Source organism: Actinomadura sp. 3N407, assembly GCF_052245875.1.
In the GTDB taxonomy this organism is placed as follows: domain Bacteria; phylum Actinomycetota; class Actinomycetes; order Streptosporangiales; family Streptosporangiaceae; genus Spirillospora.
Window position 1 is genome coordinate 194,395 of the sequence record NZ_JBQQBP010000017.1, and the last position, 15,627, is coordinate 210,021.

At 73.9% G+C, this 15,627-nt stretch carries 10 protein-coding genes; 8 read left to right on the forward strand and 2 right to left on the reverse strand.

What is annotated here, in order from left to right; genetic code table 11:
* Positions 1-36: 36 nt before the first annotated feature.
* Together ACTWPP_RS34555 and ACTWPP_RS34560 are read right to left on the reverse strand one after the other, a co-directional pair.
* The gene (locus ACTWPP_RS34555) at positions 37-636 is read right to left on the reverse strand and encodes a histidine phosphatase family protein (protein ID WP_443108607.1); all 600 of its coding nucleotides are present in this window, start codon (positions 634-636) and stop codon (positions 37-39) included.
* 21 nt (positions 637-657) lie between these two features.
* Positions 658-2,133, reverse strand: a complete 1,476-nt coding sequence (locus ACTWPP_RS34560; RefSeq protein WP_443108608.1) for an FGGY-family carbohydrate kinase — start codon at positions 2,131-2,133, stop codon at positions 658-660.
* Positions 2,134-2,376: 243 nt separating this feature from the next.
* Between ACTWPP_RS34560 and ACTWPP_RS34565 the strand changes: the two genes are divergently transcribed.
* From ACTWPP_RS34565 to ACTWPP_RS34600, 8 genes are all read left to right on the forward strand, one after another.
* On the forward strand, positions 2,377-3,165 hold the full coding sequence (locus ACTWPP_RS34565; RefSeq protein WP_443108609.1) for a DeoR/GlpR family DNA-binding transcription regulator: 789 nt from the start codon (positions 2,377-2,379) through the stop codon (positions 3,163-3,165).
* A 50-nt stretch (positions 3,166-3,215) separates the two neighbouring features.
* The gene (locus tag ACTWPP_RS34570; RefSeq protein ID WP_443108610.1) at positions 3,216-4,220 is read left to right on the forward strand and encodes a 2-hydroxyacid dehydrogenase; all 1,005 of its coding nucleotides are present in this window, start codon (positions 3,216-3,218) and stop codon (positions 4,218-4,220) included.
* A gap of 41 nt (positions 4,221-4,261) precedes the next feature.
* Entirely contained in the window at positions 4,262-5,671 is a 1,410-nt protein-coding gene (locus tag ACTWPP_RS34575; RefSeq protein WP_443108611.1) for an FGGY family carbohydrate kinase, read from the forward strand.
* A 307-nt stretch (positions 5,672-5,978) separates the two neighbouring features.
* A complete protein-coding gene (locus tag ACTWPP_RS34580; RefSeq protein ID WP_443108612.1) occupies positions 5,979-8,732 on the forward strand; it encodes a family 78 glycoside hydrolase catalytic domain in 2,754 nt (917 codons plus the stop codon).
* A 139-nt stretch (positions 8,733-8,871) separates the two neighbouring features.
* Positions 8,872-10,137, forward strand: a complete 1,266-nt coding sequence (locus ACTWPP_RS34585) for an extracellular solute-binding protein (protein ID WP_443108613.1) — start codon at positions 8,872-8,874, stop codon at positions 10,135-10,137.
* Between the two features lie 2 nt (positions 10,138-10,139).
* Positions 10,140-11,090: a carbohydrate ABC transporter permease gene (locus ACTWPP_RS34590; protein ID WP_443108614.1), complete on the forward strand. Its 951-nt coding sequence runs from the start codon at positions 10,140-10,142 to the stop codon at positions 11,088-11,090.
* A complete protein-coding gene (locus ACTWPP_RS34595) occupies positions 11,087-11,914 on the forward strand; it encodes a carbohydrate ABC transporter permease (protein ID WP_443108615.1) in 828 nt (275 codons plus the stop codon). Before ACTWPP_RS34590 ends, ACTWPP_RS34595 begins: the two co-directional genes overlap by 4 nt.
* Complete coding sequence (locus ACTWPP_RS34600) at positions 11,911-15,615, forward strand: glycosyl hydrolase (protein WP_443108616.1); 3,705 nt, start codon at positions 11,911-11,913, stop codon at positions 15,613-15,615. The genes ACTWPP_RS34595 and ACTWPP_RS34600 overlap by 4 nt, the downstream gene beginning before the upstream one ends.
* The last annotated feature ends 12 nt before the right edge of the window (positions 15,616-15,627 follow it).

Below are 15,627 nucleotides of genomic sequence, written 5' to 3' on the forward strand. Positions count from 1 at the left end.
CCCGCCCGCACCATCGCGGCGGGACACCACCGCGCCTCAGGGAACCGGGACGTTGTAGGAGATCAGGGCGGTGGAGCGCCCGGTCATCCGCAGCTCCGTGACGGCGCAGTTGCGAATCTGCGGGAACACCGCGCGATAGGAGGACGGCGCGATGCCCAGCAGCCCGCACAGGGTCAGCCGCAGCAGCGTGTTGTGGGTGACGACCAGGGTCCGCTCGCCGCGGTGGCGCGAGGCGATGCGCCGCAGCGCCGTCATGCCGCGCTCGACCGCCTTGCGGGGATCCTCGGCCCCCGGGAAGATCCCGGTCACCGGATCGGCCAGGAAGGCGTCCACGTCCGCGGGCGGCAGCTCGGCGAGGGTGCGGCCCTCGGCGGCGCCGAAGTCCACCTCCATCAGGTCGCCGTCGATCGTGATGGGAAGCCCGAGGGCGGACGCCGCCGGGGCCGCCGTCGCCCTCGACCGGCTCAGGGGGGAGGCCCACACCGCCGCCGCCCCCGTCTCGGCCGCCCACCGGCCGAGCCGTTCGGCCTGCTCGCGTCCCGTGCCGGTGAGCGCGACATCGCTGACTCCCGCGTACCGGTTCTCCGCGTGCCACTCGGTCTGGCCGTGCCGGACGACGTAGAGGGTGGTGTTCAAGGCGCTCCTGCCCATGCTGTCCTACCCGTGCTCTCGTGCGTAGGCGGCCACTTCGGAGGGTAGCCAGCCGCGCTGTTCCAGTTCGTCCACAAGCCGCCCGAAGGGGGCGCCGAAACGGTCCGTCATACCGGGACGGGGCTCCACGACCGTGCGGATGCGCACCATCGACTCGGCCACGTCGGCCGGTGCCCGCCCCGGTGTGGTGCCGCAGGCGGCGAGGACCGCCATGCCCAGCGCGGCGTCGGCGTGCTCGGGGATCCGCGCCGGGCGGCCGAGGACGTCCGCGCGGAGCCGGCACCAGTAGGCGCTGCGCGCCGCGCCCCCGGTGAAGGTCACCGGTCCCTCGACGGCCGCGCCGAGCCGGCGCACGTAGGCCAGCGCCAGCCGCTCCACCAGGGCGACGCCCTGGAGCAGGGCGGCGTGCCGGTCGCCCTCGTCGCGCGGCGTGCCGAGCATGAAGCCCTCGGCCTGGGGCGCGAGGAAGGGGAAACGCTCGCCGGGCGAGACCAGCGGGTAGGCGACCGCGCTGGACGGTTCGTGGCGGGCGGCCAGGCCGTCCAGCCGCTCCAGGTCCGCGACGCTCGCGAAGACGCCCGCGCCGACGCTGGACGCGCCGCCGGGAAGCCAGGTCCCGTCCGGTGCGCGGTGGCTGTACATCACCCCTGCCGGGTCGCGGACGGGCGAGGCCGTCACCCCCTTGAGCACCAGGGTGGTGCCGAGCACCGAGTTCCACCGGCCCGGGCGCAGCGTGCCCGAGCCGAGCTGCGCGGCGCACCCGTCGGTCATCCCCGCGATCACCGGCGTGCCGGCCCTCAGCCCGGTCTGCCCGGCCGCCTCTACCCCCACCTCGCCCAGGACCGTTCCCGGCCGTACGACCTCGGGGAAGAGCGTGGCGGGCAGCCCGAGCCGGTCGTGCAGATCGTGCGGCCACCGCTCATCGAGGAGGTCGTAGCCGGTCTTGAGGGCGTGGCTGGAGTCGGTCGCCACCGGCTTCCCGACCAGCCGCCCGGTGATCAGGTCGGCCTGGTGGGCGATGCGGGCGCGGGACAGGAGCCCGGGACGGTCGCGGGCCAGCCACAGCACCTTGGCCAGCGCCCAGGAGGGCTGGATCCGGTGCCCGAGCCGGTCCCACAGCGGCGCCCCGGCCGCCTGCGCCAGCCGCGCCTCCGCGGGCGCCCGCGCGTCGTCGTACATGATGCCGCCGGTCAGCGGCCGCCCGTCCGGGTCGGTGAGCAGAACGGTTCCCGAGGTGGCGCACACCGCCAGGCCGCGCACCGCCTCCGGGGCCGAGTCCCGCAGCGCCTCCCGGGTGGCCAGGGTGACGGCCGTCCACCAGTCGCCGGGCCGCTGCTCGTGCCGCACGCCGCCGCGCCGTCCGGTCAGCGGGGCGGACCCGCGGCCGGCCACCCGGCCGTCGGCGGTGACGGCGAGCGCCCGCACCCCCTGAGTCCCGACGTCCACGCCGACCCACAGCGGCCCGGACGAGCCAGCTCGCACGATAGGACTCCCTAGTTTTTATCGCTTCAAGATGTGAACTTATAATATCGAGGCAGCATATCAACCCCTTGTTACCGTCTCATCGAGTCCCCGAGGGCGGTCGGACAGGGTTGACGTGGGAGGTCCTGGTGTTACAAGCTCGATGGCGCCGGGGTGAAGCTTGTTAACATCACGAACCCCGGTATCGCAGTCAGGGTGGCCGATCACCCCTCCGCCGGCGAGCGGCCACGAGAGGATCGCAGCATGACCAAGGAGATGAGCGGCCGGCGCGGACCCGACGCACGGCGGCGGGCCATCGCCGACCATGTGCTGTCCGTGGGTTCGGTCACCGCCGGGGACCTGGCCGAGCAGTTCGGCGTCAGCCTCATGACGATCCATCGTGACCTGGACGAGCTCGAACGGCAGGGCATCGTCCGCAAGTACCGGGGCGGCGTCACCGCGCAGCCGTCGGGCGTGTTCGAGAGCAACGTCGCCTACCGCATGAAGTCGATGCGGACCGCCAAGGACGCCATCGCGGCGAAGGCCGCCGAGCTCGTCGAGCCCGGCATGGCGGTGATGCTCGACGACTCCACCACCACGCTGGCGCTGGCGCGCAGGCTGAGCGGTATCACCCCGCTGACGGTGATCACCAACTTCCTGGAGACCACGAACCTGCTGGCCCGCGAGCGCGGCATCCGGCTGATGGCTCTCGGCGGGGAGTACGACTCGCTGCACGACTCCTTCCTGGGGGTCTCCTGCGTGGACGCCGTCACGGCGCTCCACGTCGACCTGTGCTTCGTGTCGACCTCGGCCGTCTCCGGCGGGTACGCCTATCACCAGGAGCAGCACATCGTATCGGTCAAGCGGGCCATGCTCGACGCCGCGGCGCGCAACGTGCTGCTCGTGGACCACTCCAAGCTCGGCCGCGTCGCGCTGCACAGGGTGGCGCCGCTGTCGGCGTTCGACCGCGTCATCGTCGACGACGGCGCGGACGCCGAGGTGCTGCGCGAGCTGGACGAGCACAAGGTCGCCTACGAGGTGGCCGTCACCTGAGCCCGGGGCCACGTGCCCGACACCCCCAACGACCCGATGAGAGAGACCCGATGAGAGTGCTGGCCGCGGGAGACCGTTTCGTCCTGCCGGAGCTGCTGGCCGGCGCGCTGGACGCCGAGCTCGGCGGCGCCGCCGACGTCCGCCGCCTGGAACTGCCGTGGCCGGTGGTGCCGTTCGGCAGGGTCGCCGAGGTGGACGAGGCGTCCGGCGACGAGGACACCATGATCGACGCGCTGGACGGCGTGGAGGCGTGCGTGACCCAGATGGCCCCCGTCACCGCCAAGATCCTGGACAACGCGTCCCGCCTGCGGCTCGTGGCCGTCGCGCGGGGCGGGCCCGTCAACGTGGACGTGGCGGCGGCCACCGCGCGCGGGGTGCGGGTCTGCTACGCGCCGGGACGCAACGCGACCGCGACCGCCGAGTACACCGTCGGGCTGATGCTCGCCGTGCTGCGCCGCATCCCCGAGACCCACGCCGCGCTGGCCGGGCGGGGCGAGTGGGGCGGGCGGTACTACACCTACGACGCCACCGGCCTGGAGCTCGAAGGGGCGCCCGTCGGGCTGGTCGGCGGCGGGGCCGTCGGAAGCCGCGTGGCCCGCATCCTGGCGGGCTTCGGCGCCGACGTGCGGATCCACGACCCGTACCTGCCGGACGGCGGCGGCACGAGTCTGGACGACCTGCTGCGCCGCTCCCGCGTGGTCTCCCTGCACGCCCGCCTCACTCCGGAGAACCGCGGCATGATCGGCGCACGCGAGCTCGCCCTGATGCCGCCCGGCTCGGTGTTGATCAACTGCGCCCGGGGGCCGCTGCTGGACGAGGACGCCCTGTGCGACGCGCTGGAGTCGGGCCATCTGCTCGGCGCCGGCCTGGACACCTTCGCCGTGGAGCCGCCGCCCGCGGGCTCGCGCCTGTTCGGCATGCCCGGCGTGGTGGCGACCCCCCATCTGGGCGGCGCGAGCCGCGCCGTGGCCGAGAAGGCGGCCCGCATCGTCGCCGCCGAGGTCGGGCGGCTCCACCGGGGCGAGCCCCTGGCGCACTGCCTCAACCCCGCCTGACCCCCGCACCCGCCCGCCAGGAACAGACGAGGAAGTTCACGATGTACGTCGGGATCGACGTCGGAACGTCCGTGGTGAAGGCCGCGGCGTTCGACGAGGACGGCCGGGCCCTGGCGGTCGAGTCCCGCCCGGCCCGCACGCTGCGCGGCGACTCCCGGGTCGAGCAGGACACCGAAGAGGTCGTGTCGGCCGCGGGGGAGGTGCTCGGCGCGCTGGCCGCGCGGCGTCCCGCCGCCGTCGGCGTGACGGGCCAGGGCGACGGCGTGTGGCTGGTGGACGCGCGGGCCCGGCCGGTCCGCCCCGCGATCTCCTGGATGGACGGCCGGGCCGCCGCGATCGTCACCGGGTGGACGGCGGGCGGCGTGGCGGCGGAGGTCTTCGCGCGCACCGGAAACGCCATGTTCCCCGGCTGCCCGGCCCCGCTGCTGGCCTGGCTGGACCGGCACGAGCCCGCCGCCCTCGACGCCGCCGCCACCGCGGCGTACTGCAAGGACGTGGTGTTCCAGCGGCTCACCGGCGTGCGAGCGACCGACGCGAGCGACGCCTCGGTGCCGTTCCTGGATCCCCGGACGCGCACCTACGACCCCGGTTCCCTGGCGGCCTGCGGCCTGTCCCACCGGGCGGACCTGCTGGCACCGGTCGCCGAGCCGCTGCCCCGGGGCGGGCTGCTCGCCGGGGGGCCGCTGCCGGCGGGCACGCCGGTCACGGCCGGCCCCTTCGACGTGCCCGCCTGCGCCCTGGGGTCCGGGGTGACCGAGCCCGGCGACGGGCTGCTGATCATCGGCACGACGCTGGCCTGCCTGGCCGTGGTGGACGAACCCGCGCTGGACGGCGAGCCGACCGGGTTCCACTTCGCCACCGCGCGGCCGGACCGGTGGCTGCGCGGCATGCCCGCGATGGTCGGCACGGCGGCGCTGGAATGGGTGCTGGCCAGGGTGGGCGCGTCCCACCGCGACCTGGACGGCCTGCTGGCGGCCTCGCCGCCGGGGGCGCGCGGGGTCCGGGTGCTGCCGTTCTTCTCGCCCTCGGGGGAACGCGCGCCGTTCGTCGAACCGGCGGCGCGGGCGGAGATCACCGGGGTGAGCCTGGAGACCACCACCGCCGATCTGGTGCGGGCGACCTGCGAGGGCATCGCCTACGCGGCGCGGCACTGCCTGGCCGCCGCCGGGCTGCGCGGCGCGCTGTCGGTGGCGGGCGGGGGCACCCGCAGCGACCGCTGGCTGCAGCTGTTCGCCGACGTGCTGGGCCGGCCGCTGCGGGTCGCGGCGGAGGAGGCCGGTGCACGGGGCGCGGTGCTCGCCGGGGGCCACGGGCTCGACGCGGCGGCGTGGACCCGTCCCGTCTCCGTCCGCGACCCGGACGGGGCACGGGCCGCCTTCCACGACGAGGAGTACCGGGCCTACCTGACGCGCGTGGCGGCCGCCCGCGAACGCTGGCGCACCCCTTCATAACGTTCGATCATGTTGTTATCGCATCCCTGCCAACCGTCCCCGCTCCAAGCCCCTGGGGGACGGCCTTGCGGGCCCCTCCTGCCCGCTTTTATCGGTTCTTCCCGGCTACGGGTACCGTGACCGTGGCAGACGAGTGGGCCTTTCGCTGGATACGGCTGCGGCCGGGGGCATCCCGGGATGCTGCGGGCCGCGCCGTAACGTGATCTACTCGGCATATTGACACCCAATCCCGGTATCTCTACCCTCAATCTCACACTCAGAAGTGTTAACTAACCGCATGTTGATGCAAGTGATCGGAGGCGGGCCCATGACCGGCCATCCCACCGCGACACTGGCGCCCCATGGTCTCCGCTGCGAGCACCTGGCCGAGCCGCTGGGCATCGACGAGCCCGCCCCGCTGCTGTCGTGGCGGCTGTCCTCCCCCCGCCGGGGCGACGCGCCCGCCCGTCACCGGGTGCGGGTATGGGCCGTCCCCGCCGACGCCCCCGCCGACGCCTCCACGGGGGCCGGCGAGCCGGTCTGGGACACCGGCGAGGTGAGCGACGCCGCCGCGGTGTCCGTCCGCTACGCGGGCGCGCCGCTGAGGCCCCGCACGCGCTACCGCTGGGAGGTCGCCGTCACCGCCGTGGACGGCGCGACCGCCGTGGCGGGCTCCCGGTTCGAGACCGGGCTGCTCGGCCCGCCGGCCTGGCGGGCCTCCTGGATCACCCACGACACCGGCGACCTCGACGTGGTCGACGCGCCCGAAGAGGGGGAACTCGCCCTCGCCGACCACGGCCTCCAGCCCGCCGTCCGGCTCCGGCGCACGTTCACGACCTCCGCCGCCCCCGTCCGCGCGCGTCTCTACGTCACCGCCCGCGGGCTCTACGAGATGCGGCTGAACGGGCGGCGGGCCGGCGACGCCGAGCTCGCACCGGGCTGGACCGACTACCGCGACCGGATCGACTACCAGGTCCACGACGTGACGGCGCTCGTCGGCGCCGGCGAGAACGTCCTCGCCGCCACCCTCGCCGACGGCTGGTGGAGCGGTTACGCGGGCTTCGACCCGCGCCGCTCCGGCGCCCACTATGGAGCGTTCCCGCAGCTACTGGCGGAACTGCACCTCGACCACGCCGACGGCGGTCACGAGGTCATCGCCACCGACGGGACGTGGCGGACCCGCCGCTCCCCCGTCCGGTACGCCGACCTGCTGAAGGGCGAGTGCCACGACCTGCGCCGCGATACCACCGGCTGGGACCGCCCCGCGTTCGCCGCCGCGGACGGCTGGCGGCCCGCACAGGTCACCGGCACCGACCACGGACTTCTCACCGCCTCGGTGGCGCCGCCGGTCCGCGCCGTCGAGGAACTGCCCGCCCGCACCGTCACCCGCCTCGGCACCGGCACCGGCGGCGATCGTCACCTGGTGGACTTCGGCCAGAACTTCGCCGGCCGTGTCCGTCTCACCGCCCGCGGCCTGACCCCGGGCACCCGCGTCGTGATCCGGCACGGCGAGGCCCTGAACGACGACGGCACGCTCTACACCGACAACCTGCGCACCGCCGACGCGACGGACGTGCTCATCGCGGGCGACGGCCCCGAGGTCGTGTTCGAGCCGCGCTTCACCTACCACGGGTTCCGCTACGCCGAGGTCACCGGCCTCCCGGCGCTGGACGCCGCCGACATCACCGGCGTCGTGCTCCACAACGACATCCCCTGGACGGGTGACTTCGCCTGCTCCGACCCGGACGTCGAGCGCCTGTACCAGGCCATCCGCTGGGGGCAGCGTTCCAACTTCGTCAGCGTCCCCACGGACTGCCCGCAGCGCGACGAGCGGCTCGGCTGGCTCGCCGACGCGCAGGTGTTCCTCCCCACCGCCTGCCTCAACGCGGACGTCGCGGCCTTCTTCGCAGGCTGGCTGCGGGAGGTGCGCGGCGCCCAGTCGCCCGGCGGCGCCTTCACCAACGTGGCGCCGAGGATGACCGGCGTCGCCGACGAGGGCGCGCCCGGCTGGGGCGACGCCGGGGTCCTGGTCCCCTGGCACCTGTACCGCGCGTACGGGGACGAGCGGTTCCTGGAACGCAACCTCGACGCCATGTGCGCCTGGGTCGACCACGTCCACCGGCACAACCCCGACCTGGTGTGGCGGCACCGCGTCGGCCCGCACTTCGCCGACTGGCTCGCCCCGGAGCCGACACCGCGCGAGCTCGTCGCCACCGCCTACTTCGCCCGCAGCACCGACCTCACCGCCCGCGCCGCCGAGGTCCTCGGCAGGCAGGACGCCGCGCGGCGGTACGGCACCCTCGCCGGGCACATCCGCAAGACCTTCGCCGAGCGCTTCGTCACGCCCGGCGGCCGCGTCGCCGGCGACACCCAGACCGCCTACCTGCTGGCCCTCGCGTTCGGCCTGGTGCCGGACGACGTGGTGCCGCACGCCGCCGGCCGCCTGGCCGAGCTGGTCGAGGCGGCGGGCCCCGGCATCACCACCGGCTTCCTCGGCGTGGGCCTGGCCGCGCCGGTCCTGGACGACTGCGGGCGGCCCGACCTGGCGCACGCGCTGCTGCGCAGGACCGGCCCGCCGTCCTGGCTGTACCCGCTGCGGCACGGCGCGACCACGATCTGGGAGCGCTGGGACGGCTACACCGAGGAACGCGGCTTCCAGGCCGCGGCGATGAACTCCTTCAACCACTACGCGCTCGGCTCGATCGGCGAATGGCTCTACCAGGGCGTCGCCGGACTGGGCCAGGCACCCGGCTCCACCGGCTACCGCGAGCTGCTGATCCGCCCCCGGCCCGGCGCGCTGACGTGGGCGCGCGCCGCCTACGAGTCGGTGCGCGGCACCGTCCGGACCGGATGGACCCGGGCGGACGGCGAGCTGCGGCTGGAGGTGAGCGTGCCACCGGGGGCCACCGCGATCGTGCACGTGCCCACCGGCGATCCCGGTGGCGTGCACGAGAGCGGGGTCCCGGTGGCCGGCGCCGACGGCGTCCAGATCATCGGCACCGAACCCGGCGCGCTCCTGTGCCGTGTGGCCTCGGGAGACTACCGCTTCACCGCGGAAGATCCATCGGCCGCCGTCCCCTGAGGACGGCACCCGCGGCCCCGGCCGCGGTGCTCGTGGCGGCCCCGGCCGCAGCATCCATGGCGGCCCCGGCCGCAGTACCCATGGCGGCCCCGGCCGCGAAGATCCATCGCGGCGCAGGGCCGCGTTTCGAGGAGGACTCATGACAACGTCGACGGGGCTCAGCCGCCGCGGCTTTCTGGGGCTGACCGGCGGCGTCGCCGCCATGGGCGCGCTGGCGGCCTGTGGCGGGACGTCCGGGTCGGGCGGCGGCGGGACGCTGCGGCTGGTCGGTGTCGCCGACCAGCAGAAGCCGCTCGAACTGCTGCTCAAGGACTACACCAAGACCAAGTTCAACGCCTCCTACGCGCCCACCGACCAGGTGCAGACCTCGGTGCGCACCCAGCTCGGCGCCGGCAACGCCCCCGACGTGCACGTGGTGTACCCCGGCGACGGCTCGGCCATGAGCATGGGGCAGATCTCCCAGGCCGGGCTGCTGGCCGACCTGAGCGACCAGTCGTGGACGAAGCGGATCCCGGCCGGGCTGAAGCCCGCATTCCAGAACGGCGGCAAGACCTACATCTACTCCGCCGGGTCCGGCGTCATCGGCGCCATCTACAACAGGAAGGTCTTCGAGGAGGCCGAGGTCGAGCCGCCCACGACCTGGTCCGGGTTCCTGGAGGTCTGCGAGAAGATCAAGAAGAAGGGCAAGGTGCCGATCGCGCTGGGCGCCCAGACCCAGTGGGTCACCCAGCTGATCACCTACGCCCTCGTCCCGTCCACGGTCTACGCGAAGAACCCGAAGTTCGACGAGCAGATGCGGGCGGGCTCGGCGAGCTTCGCCGACTCGGGCTGGACCGACGCGCTGGAGATGTACCTCGACCTGCAGAAGCGCGGGTACTTCAACGACAATCCCAACGGGACCACCTTCGAGCAGCAGACCTCGATGGTCGCCACCGGCAAGGCCGCGATGGCGATCCAGGTGTCGGCGGTGCTGCCCGACTTCCGCAAGTCCGCCGCCGGTGCCGACGCGCTGGGCATGTTCCCGGTGCCCGGCGCGGACAACGCGAACCAGGTGTGGATCCCGGCGGGCGTGGTCGTCGGCCTCGGTGTCAGCGCGCGCGGCAAGAACCTGGACGAGGCCAAGGCGTTCATCGAGTACCTCGGCGAGCAGAAGAACATGAACCGCTGGGCCGAGGCCATCGCCTGCGTGCCGCTCAGCCGCGACGCCGGCTCCAAGATCGACCCGGTGCTCGATTCGTTCCTGCCGTTCATCGACGGCAACAAGGCCGTGCCGTTCATGGACCAGGCGTGGCCGAACGCCGAGGTCCAGCCCGCCCACTTCGCGGCGGTCCAGGAACTGCTGGGCGGCAAGACGACGGTGGCCGCCGCGCTGAAGAAGCTGGACGAGACCTACCGGAAGAATTGACCGTGACCTCGACCACCCGCCCCGCCCCGGTGAAACGGCCCGTCCGGCCGGACGCCGCGCCCCGCCGCCGGCGGCGGGGCGCCCGCTTCCTGTCGCCGCCGTGGTGGTTCGCGGCGCCCGCCCTGGCCGTCTACGCCCTGGTGGTGCTGTACCCGAGCCTCAGCGGCGTCGTGTACGCCTTCACCGACTGGAACGGCCTCGGTGAGCGGAGCTTCATCGGCCTGGGCAACTTCACGCAGTTGTTCCGCGACGAAGCCGCGCGCGGCTCCCTGGTCAACACGCTGCTGCTGACGGTGGCGATCGTGTTCGTCCAGAACGGCATCGGGCTGCTGCTGGCCCTCGGCGTGCACGCCAGGATCAAGTCGCGGACCGTGCTGCGGGTCGTCTTCTTCGCCCCGGCCGTGGTGAGCCCGGTGATGGTGGCGTTCCTGTGGAAGTACATCTACAACCCGGCGCCCGGCGCCGGGCTCAACGGCATCCTCGGCGCGGTCGGGCTGGGCTCGCTGCGGCAGGACTGGCTGGGCGACCCGTCGCTGGCGCTGTGGTCGGTCGCGGGCATGGTGATCTGGCAGTTCGCCGGATACTCGATGGTGATCTTCCTGGCCGGGCTGGAGGGGGTGCCCGCCGAGCTGCACGAGGCCGCGATGATCGACGGCGCGGGCCGGTTCCAGCGCTTCCGGAACGTGACGTGGCCGATGCTGGCGCCCGCGGTCACCATCAACATGATGCTGTCGACCATCGGCGGGCTCAAGCTGTTCGACCAGGTCTACGCCGCCACCAACGGCGGTCCCGGCCACGCCAGCGAGACGCTGTCCACGGTGCTCTACAAGCAGGCGTTCGTCTTCGGCAACTACGGCTACAGCACCGCGATCGCGCTGGTGCTGGCGTTGTTCGTCGCGGCCGTGTCGATGGTGCAGATCCAGTATCTGCGGGGCCGGGAGGTGGGCGCATGAACATGCGGTACGGACTGCGGACGTTCGGGCTGGAGATGGTGATGATCGCCGCCGCCGTCGCCTTCCTGTTCCCCGTGTACGCGCTGGTCACGCTGTCGTTCAAGGACCAGCGGCAGGTCGCCGAGTCGCCGCTGGCGCCGCCGACGAGCCCGGCGCTGGACAACTACTCCGCCGCCTGGACGCGCGCGGAACTCGGCCCGGCGCTGCTGAACAGCACGGTGATCACGGTGGCGAGCCTGCTGGCGCTGATCGCGATCGGCTCGTTCGCCGCCTACTTCCTGTCGCGCCGCGCGTCCCGGCTGGGCTACGGGCTGTACGTGCTGTTCCTGCTGGGCATCGTGCTGCCGTTCCAGCTCGGGATGATCCCGCTGTTCAAGATGGTGGACGGGGCGGGGCTGCTCGGCACCTACCAAGGCATGATCGTCTTCTATACCGGGATCCAGCTGCCCTTCACGATCTTCCTCTACACGGGGTTCGTCCGGGCGCTGCCGGGCGACTACGCTCACGCCGCGCTGATCGACGGCGCCGGCCACTTCCAGGCCTTCACCCGGGTGGTGTTCCCGCTGCTGCGTCCCGTCACCGGGACCGTGCTGATCCTCAACGCGGTGTTCATCTGGAACGACTTCTTCACGCCCCTGCTGTATCTGGGCGGCTCGACCCGCGAGACGGTGCCGGTGAAGATCTTCTCCTTCGTCGGCCAGTACGTCTCGGACAACGGGCTCGTGTTCGCCGGGCTGGTCCTGGCCTCGCTGCCGATCCTCGTCGTGTTCCTGCTGCTGCAGCGGTATGTGATCAAGGGCTTCGCGAGCGGGGTGAAGGGTTGATCCCGCACCGGCTCCGGGAGGTTCTGGACGCTCCGCCCCGCGCGTACTCCCCCGCGCCCATCTGGTGGTGGAGCGGTGAGCGGCTGGACCGGCGGCGGCTGCGCGACCAGCTCGGCCGCTTCGCGGAGGGCGGCGTGTACAACCTGGTGATCCTCAACCTCGCGCCGTCCGGCCCGATGTTCGGCGCGGACGCCGACGAGCCCGCGTTCTTCACCGACGCCTGGTGGGAGCTGCTCGACGGTGTCTGCGAGGACGCCGCCCGGCTCGGAGTGTCGCTGTGGTTCTACGACCAGCTCGGTTTCTCGGGCGCCGACCTCCAGGCGCGGCTCGTGCGCGACGTCCCCGATTTCGCCGGGCAGTGGCTGGAACCGGACGGCGGGACGTCGGTGCGCGGCTTCGACTACCTGTCGGCGCGGGCGTGCGCGGCGCTGCTCGACCGCGTCCACGGGGAGTTCGAGCGGCGCCTCGGGCACCGTCTCGGCAACGTGATCGCCGGTTCCTTCCAGGACGAGCTGCCCGCGCTGCCGACCTGGACGGAGGGGTTCGCCGGGGAGTTCGCCGCCCGCCGCGGCTACGACCTGACCCCGCACCTGCCCTCCCTGTGGAAGGGCGGCGAAGAGGCGGGCGAGGTCCGCCGCGACTACCACCTCACCCGGGCGGAGCTGGCCGAGGAGGCGTTCTTCCGGCCGCTGGCCGGATGGCACGAACGGCATGGACTGCTGCACGGCTGTGACCAGCAGGACCCGGCCCGCGCCGGGCAGCCGGCGGACGGGGTGCGGCTGTACGCCGACTACGCCCGCACCCACCGCTGGTTCGGCGCACCCGGCTCCGACCATCACGGCGACGCCCGGATCCACTCGTCCCTGGCGCACCTCTACGGCCGGGACCGCGTGTGGATCGAGGCGTTCCACTCCAGCGGGTGGGGCGGCACGCTGGAGGAGACCTTCGACTGGCTGCTGCCGTGGCTGCGCGCCGGCGCGACCCTCTACAACCCGCACGCGGTGTACTACACGACCAAGGCCGGCTGGTGGGAGTGGGCGCCGCCCTCGACCGACTGGCGGCAGCCCTACTGGGCGCACCACCGCGTCTTCGCCGACGCCGTCACGCGGCTGTGCGCGGCCCTGTCGCTGGGCCGCCATGTCTGCGACGTGGCCGTGCTGTTCCCGACGTCGACCGCGCAGGCGGGGACCCGGCTCGACGGCGTGGACGCGTCGGCCGCGCTCGCCCAGGACACGTACCGGGCGCTGGTGGGCGACATGGCGTGGTTCCAGATGGTCCCCGGCGTCCTCGACCGGCTCCGCGTCGACGCCGACGTCGTCGACGACGACTCCGTCCGGCGGGCCACGGTGGCGGGCGGGCGGCTGAACGTCGCGGCCGAGTCGTACGGGACGGTCCTGCTGCCCGCCTGCACCGTCCTCGAAGGGGAGACCGCCAGGCGGCTGGTCTCGCTGATCGAGGGGGGCGGCCGGGTCGTCGCCGTCGGCCCGCCGCCCCGGCTCGGCGTCGGCGACCCGGCCGCCGGCGAGGCCGTGGCGAGGCTCGCGGCGCTGCTGGACACCGTGCCGGACGCCGGTTCGCTCGGCCCCCTCCTGGACGGCTCCCGCCGGGTCGAGGCGCCGGTCCCCGCCCTGGTCCGCGAGGTCGACGGCGCGACGGTGGTGTTCCTGACGGCGGCGGAGTCGATGGCCAGCCGCGTGTCGGTCGGCCGCCCCGACGAACGCGGCATCGACCTCGGCTGGCTGGACGTGACCTACGACTTCGACCCCGGCCGCTACCACCGCGACATGCGGATCCGCGTCGACGGCGTCACGGGCCCGGCCTACCTGGTGAGCCCCTTCGGCGGCCCGCCGCGGGAACTGCCCGCCGCCTCCGTCGCGTCGGGGGCCGAGGTCGTCGTCCCGTTCGATGACGGCCCCGCCGCGCTGCTGGTGTTCCCGGGTGCGGCCCGTCCGGAGCGGGACGCGGGGTCCCGCGAGCGGCGTCCCGCGGGCGAGCTGGACCTGGGCTCCACCTGGGACATGGAACTGGTACCGACGCTCGACAACACCTGGGGGGACTTCGCCCGTCCGGCCGGTGACATGGCGCCGCTGGAGCGTTGGCGGCTCTGGCACCGGGTGGAGGACGACCCGTCCGCCGAATGGGCCCCGGCCTACGCGACGTTCGGCCCTCACGGGGTGTGGTCCGGCACCGGGGACCGGTGGCTGCCGGTCGTCTACTCCGACGGCCGGGGCATCCGCAAGGACCCGGTCCACCGGGCGGTGCTCGGGCCCAAGGGCCACGTCCCCGAGGAGTTCCTCGACTTCGGCGAGGTCGCGGCGGGACGGCGGGTGACCCTGCGCACCCGTGTGACCGTGCCGGCTCCGGGCGGCTTCCCGGTGCTCGGCTTTCCCGCCGCCAAGACGCTCCTCGCGGACGGAACCGAGGTCCCGCTCGACGACCGCGGCTACCTCGCGGTGGGCGGCGCGCCGCTTCCGCCGGGCGAGCACACGCTGGAGGTCCGCCTGGTGCCCGACGGGGACGTGCGGATGCGCGGCCACCTGTCCGTCGTGACCGACCCCGACCGCTGTGTCCGGCCCGAGTGGATCACCGCCGGGGGGACCGCGCGCCCGGGCGCGCGGGTCGCCTTCACCGCCGAACTGCCGCGCGCCACCGGCCCGTCCCTCCTCCAGGTGACGTCCGCGTCCCCGTGCCGGGTCCTGGTCGACGGCGTGGAGATGGGCCGGCAGGGCGGCTTCGATCCCTACGCCGAGCAGGAGGCCCCCCGCGTCGGCCGCCACGAACTGCCGGACGCACCCGGCGCACGGCTCGCCCTCGTCCTCACGGAGGGCGAGACCCCGGCGGCGGTCCTGGTGGACGGGCCGCTCGTGTCCGGCACCGGCTGGCACGCCGCCCGCGACGACGTCCCGGCGCCGGTCGTGCCCAGGCGGGCACAGTCCGGCGACCCCGCCGCCCTCCACCTGCGGCGCCGCCCGCACCCCCTGCCCGGCGCGCACTGGCTGGAGGACGACGGGGACGACGGGGACGACGGCACCGTCCTGCCCGCGTCCTTCGCCGACCCCGACGCCGCGCCCAGGGCCGAGCGGCTGCGTTTCGCGGTGCCGCCCGGCGCGACGCGGATGCGGTTCACCGCACGGGGCGAGGTCACCGGCATCCTCCTCGACGGCGTTCCGCTCAGCACCGCGCACGACGGCGCCGGCCGCTTCGACCTCGAACTCCCCGGCCACGGAAGGCCGGCCGGAACCGCCGAGCTGAGCCTGCGGACCCGGCCCGATCACCGGGAGGGCGCCGCGCTGGCGGGGCCGGTCGGGTTCGCCGTCGGCCCGGGCACGATCGGGCTGGGCGACTGGGAGGACGCGGGGCTGGCCGGCTACAGCGGCGGCGTCCGCTACCGGCGCGTCCTGGACCTGGCGGCGGCTCCCGGAAGCGCCGAACTCGATCTCGGCCGCGTCCGCGGCACCGCCGAGGTGACGGTGAACGGGCACGCGGCGGGCGTGCGGATCTGCGCCCCCTACACCTTCGACCTCGGCCCCGCCCTGCGCGCCGGCGGCAACGAGATCGAGATCGTCGTCTACGGGACCCTGGCCCCCCACCTCGACGAGACCAGCCCCACCCACTTCGTCTTCCCCGGCCAGCGGACCTCCGGACTCCTCGGCCCGGTGACCCTGCGGACCTTCGCGGACGGAACCGTCCCCCCGACCTAGCCCGCCGTCACG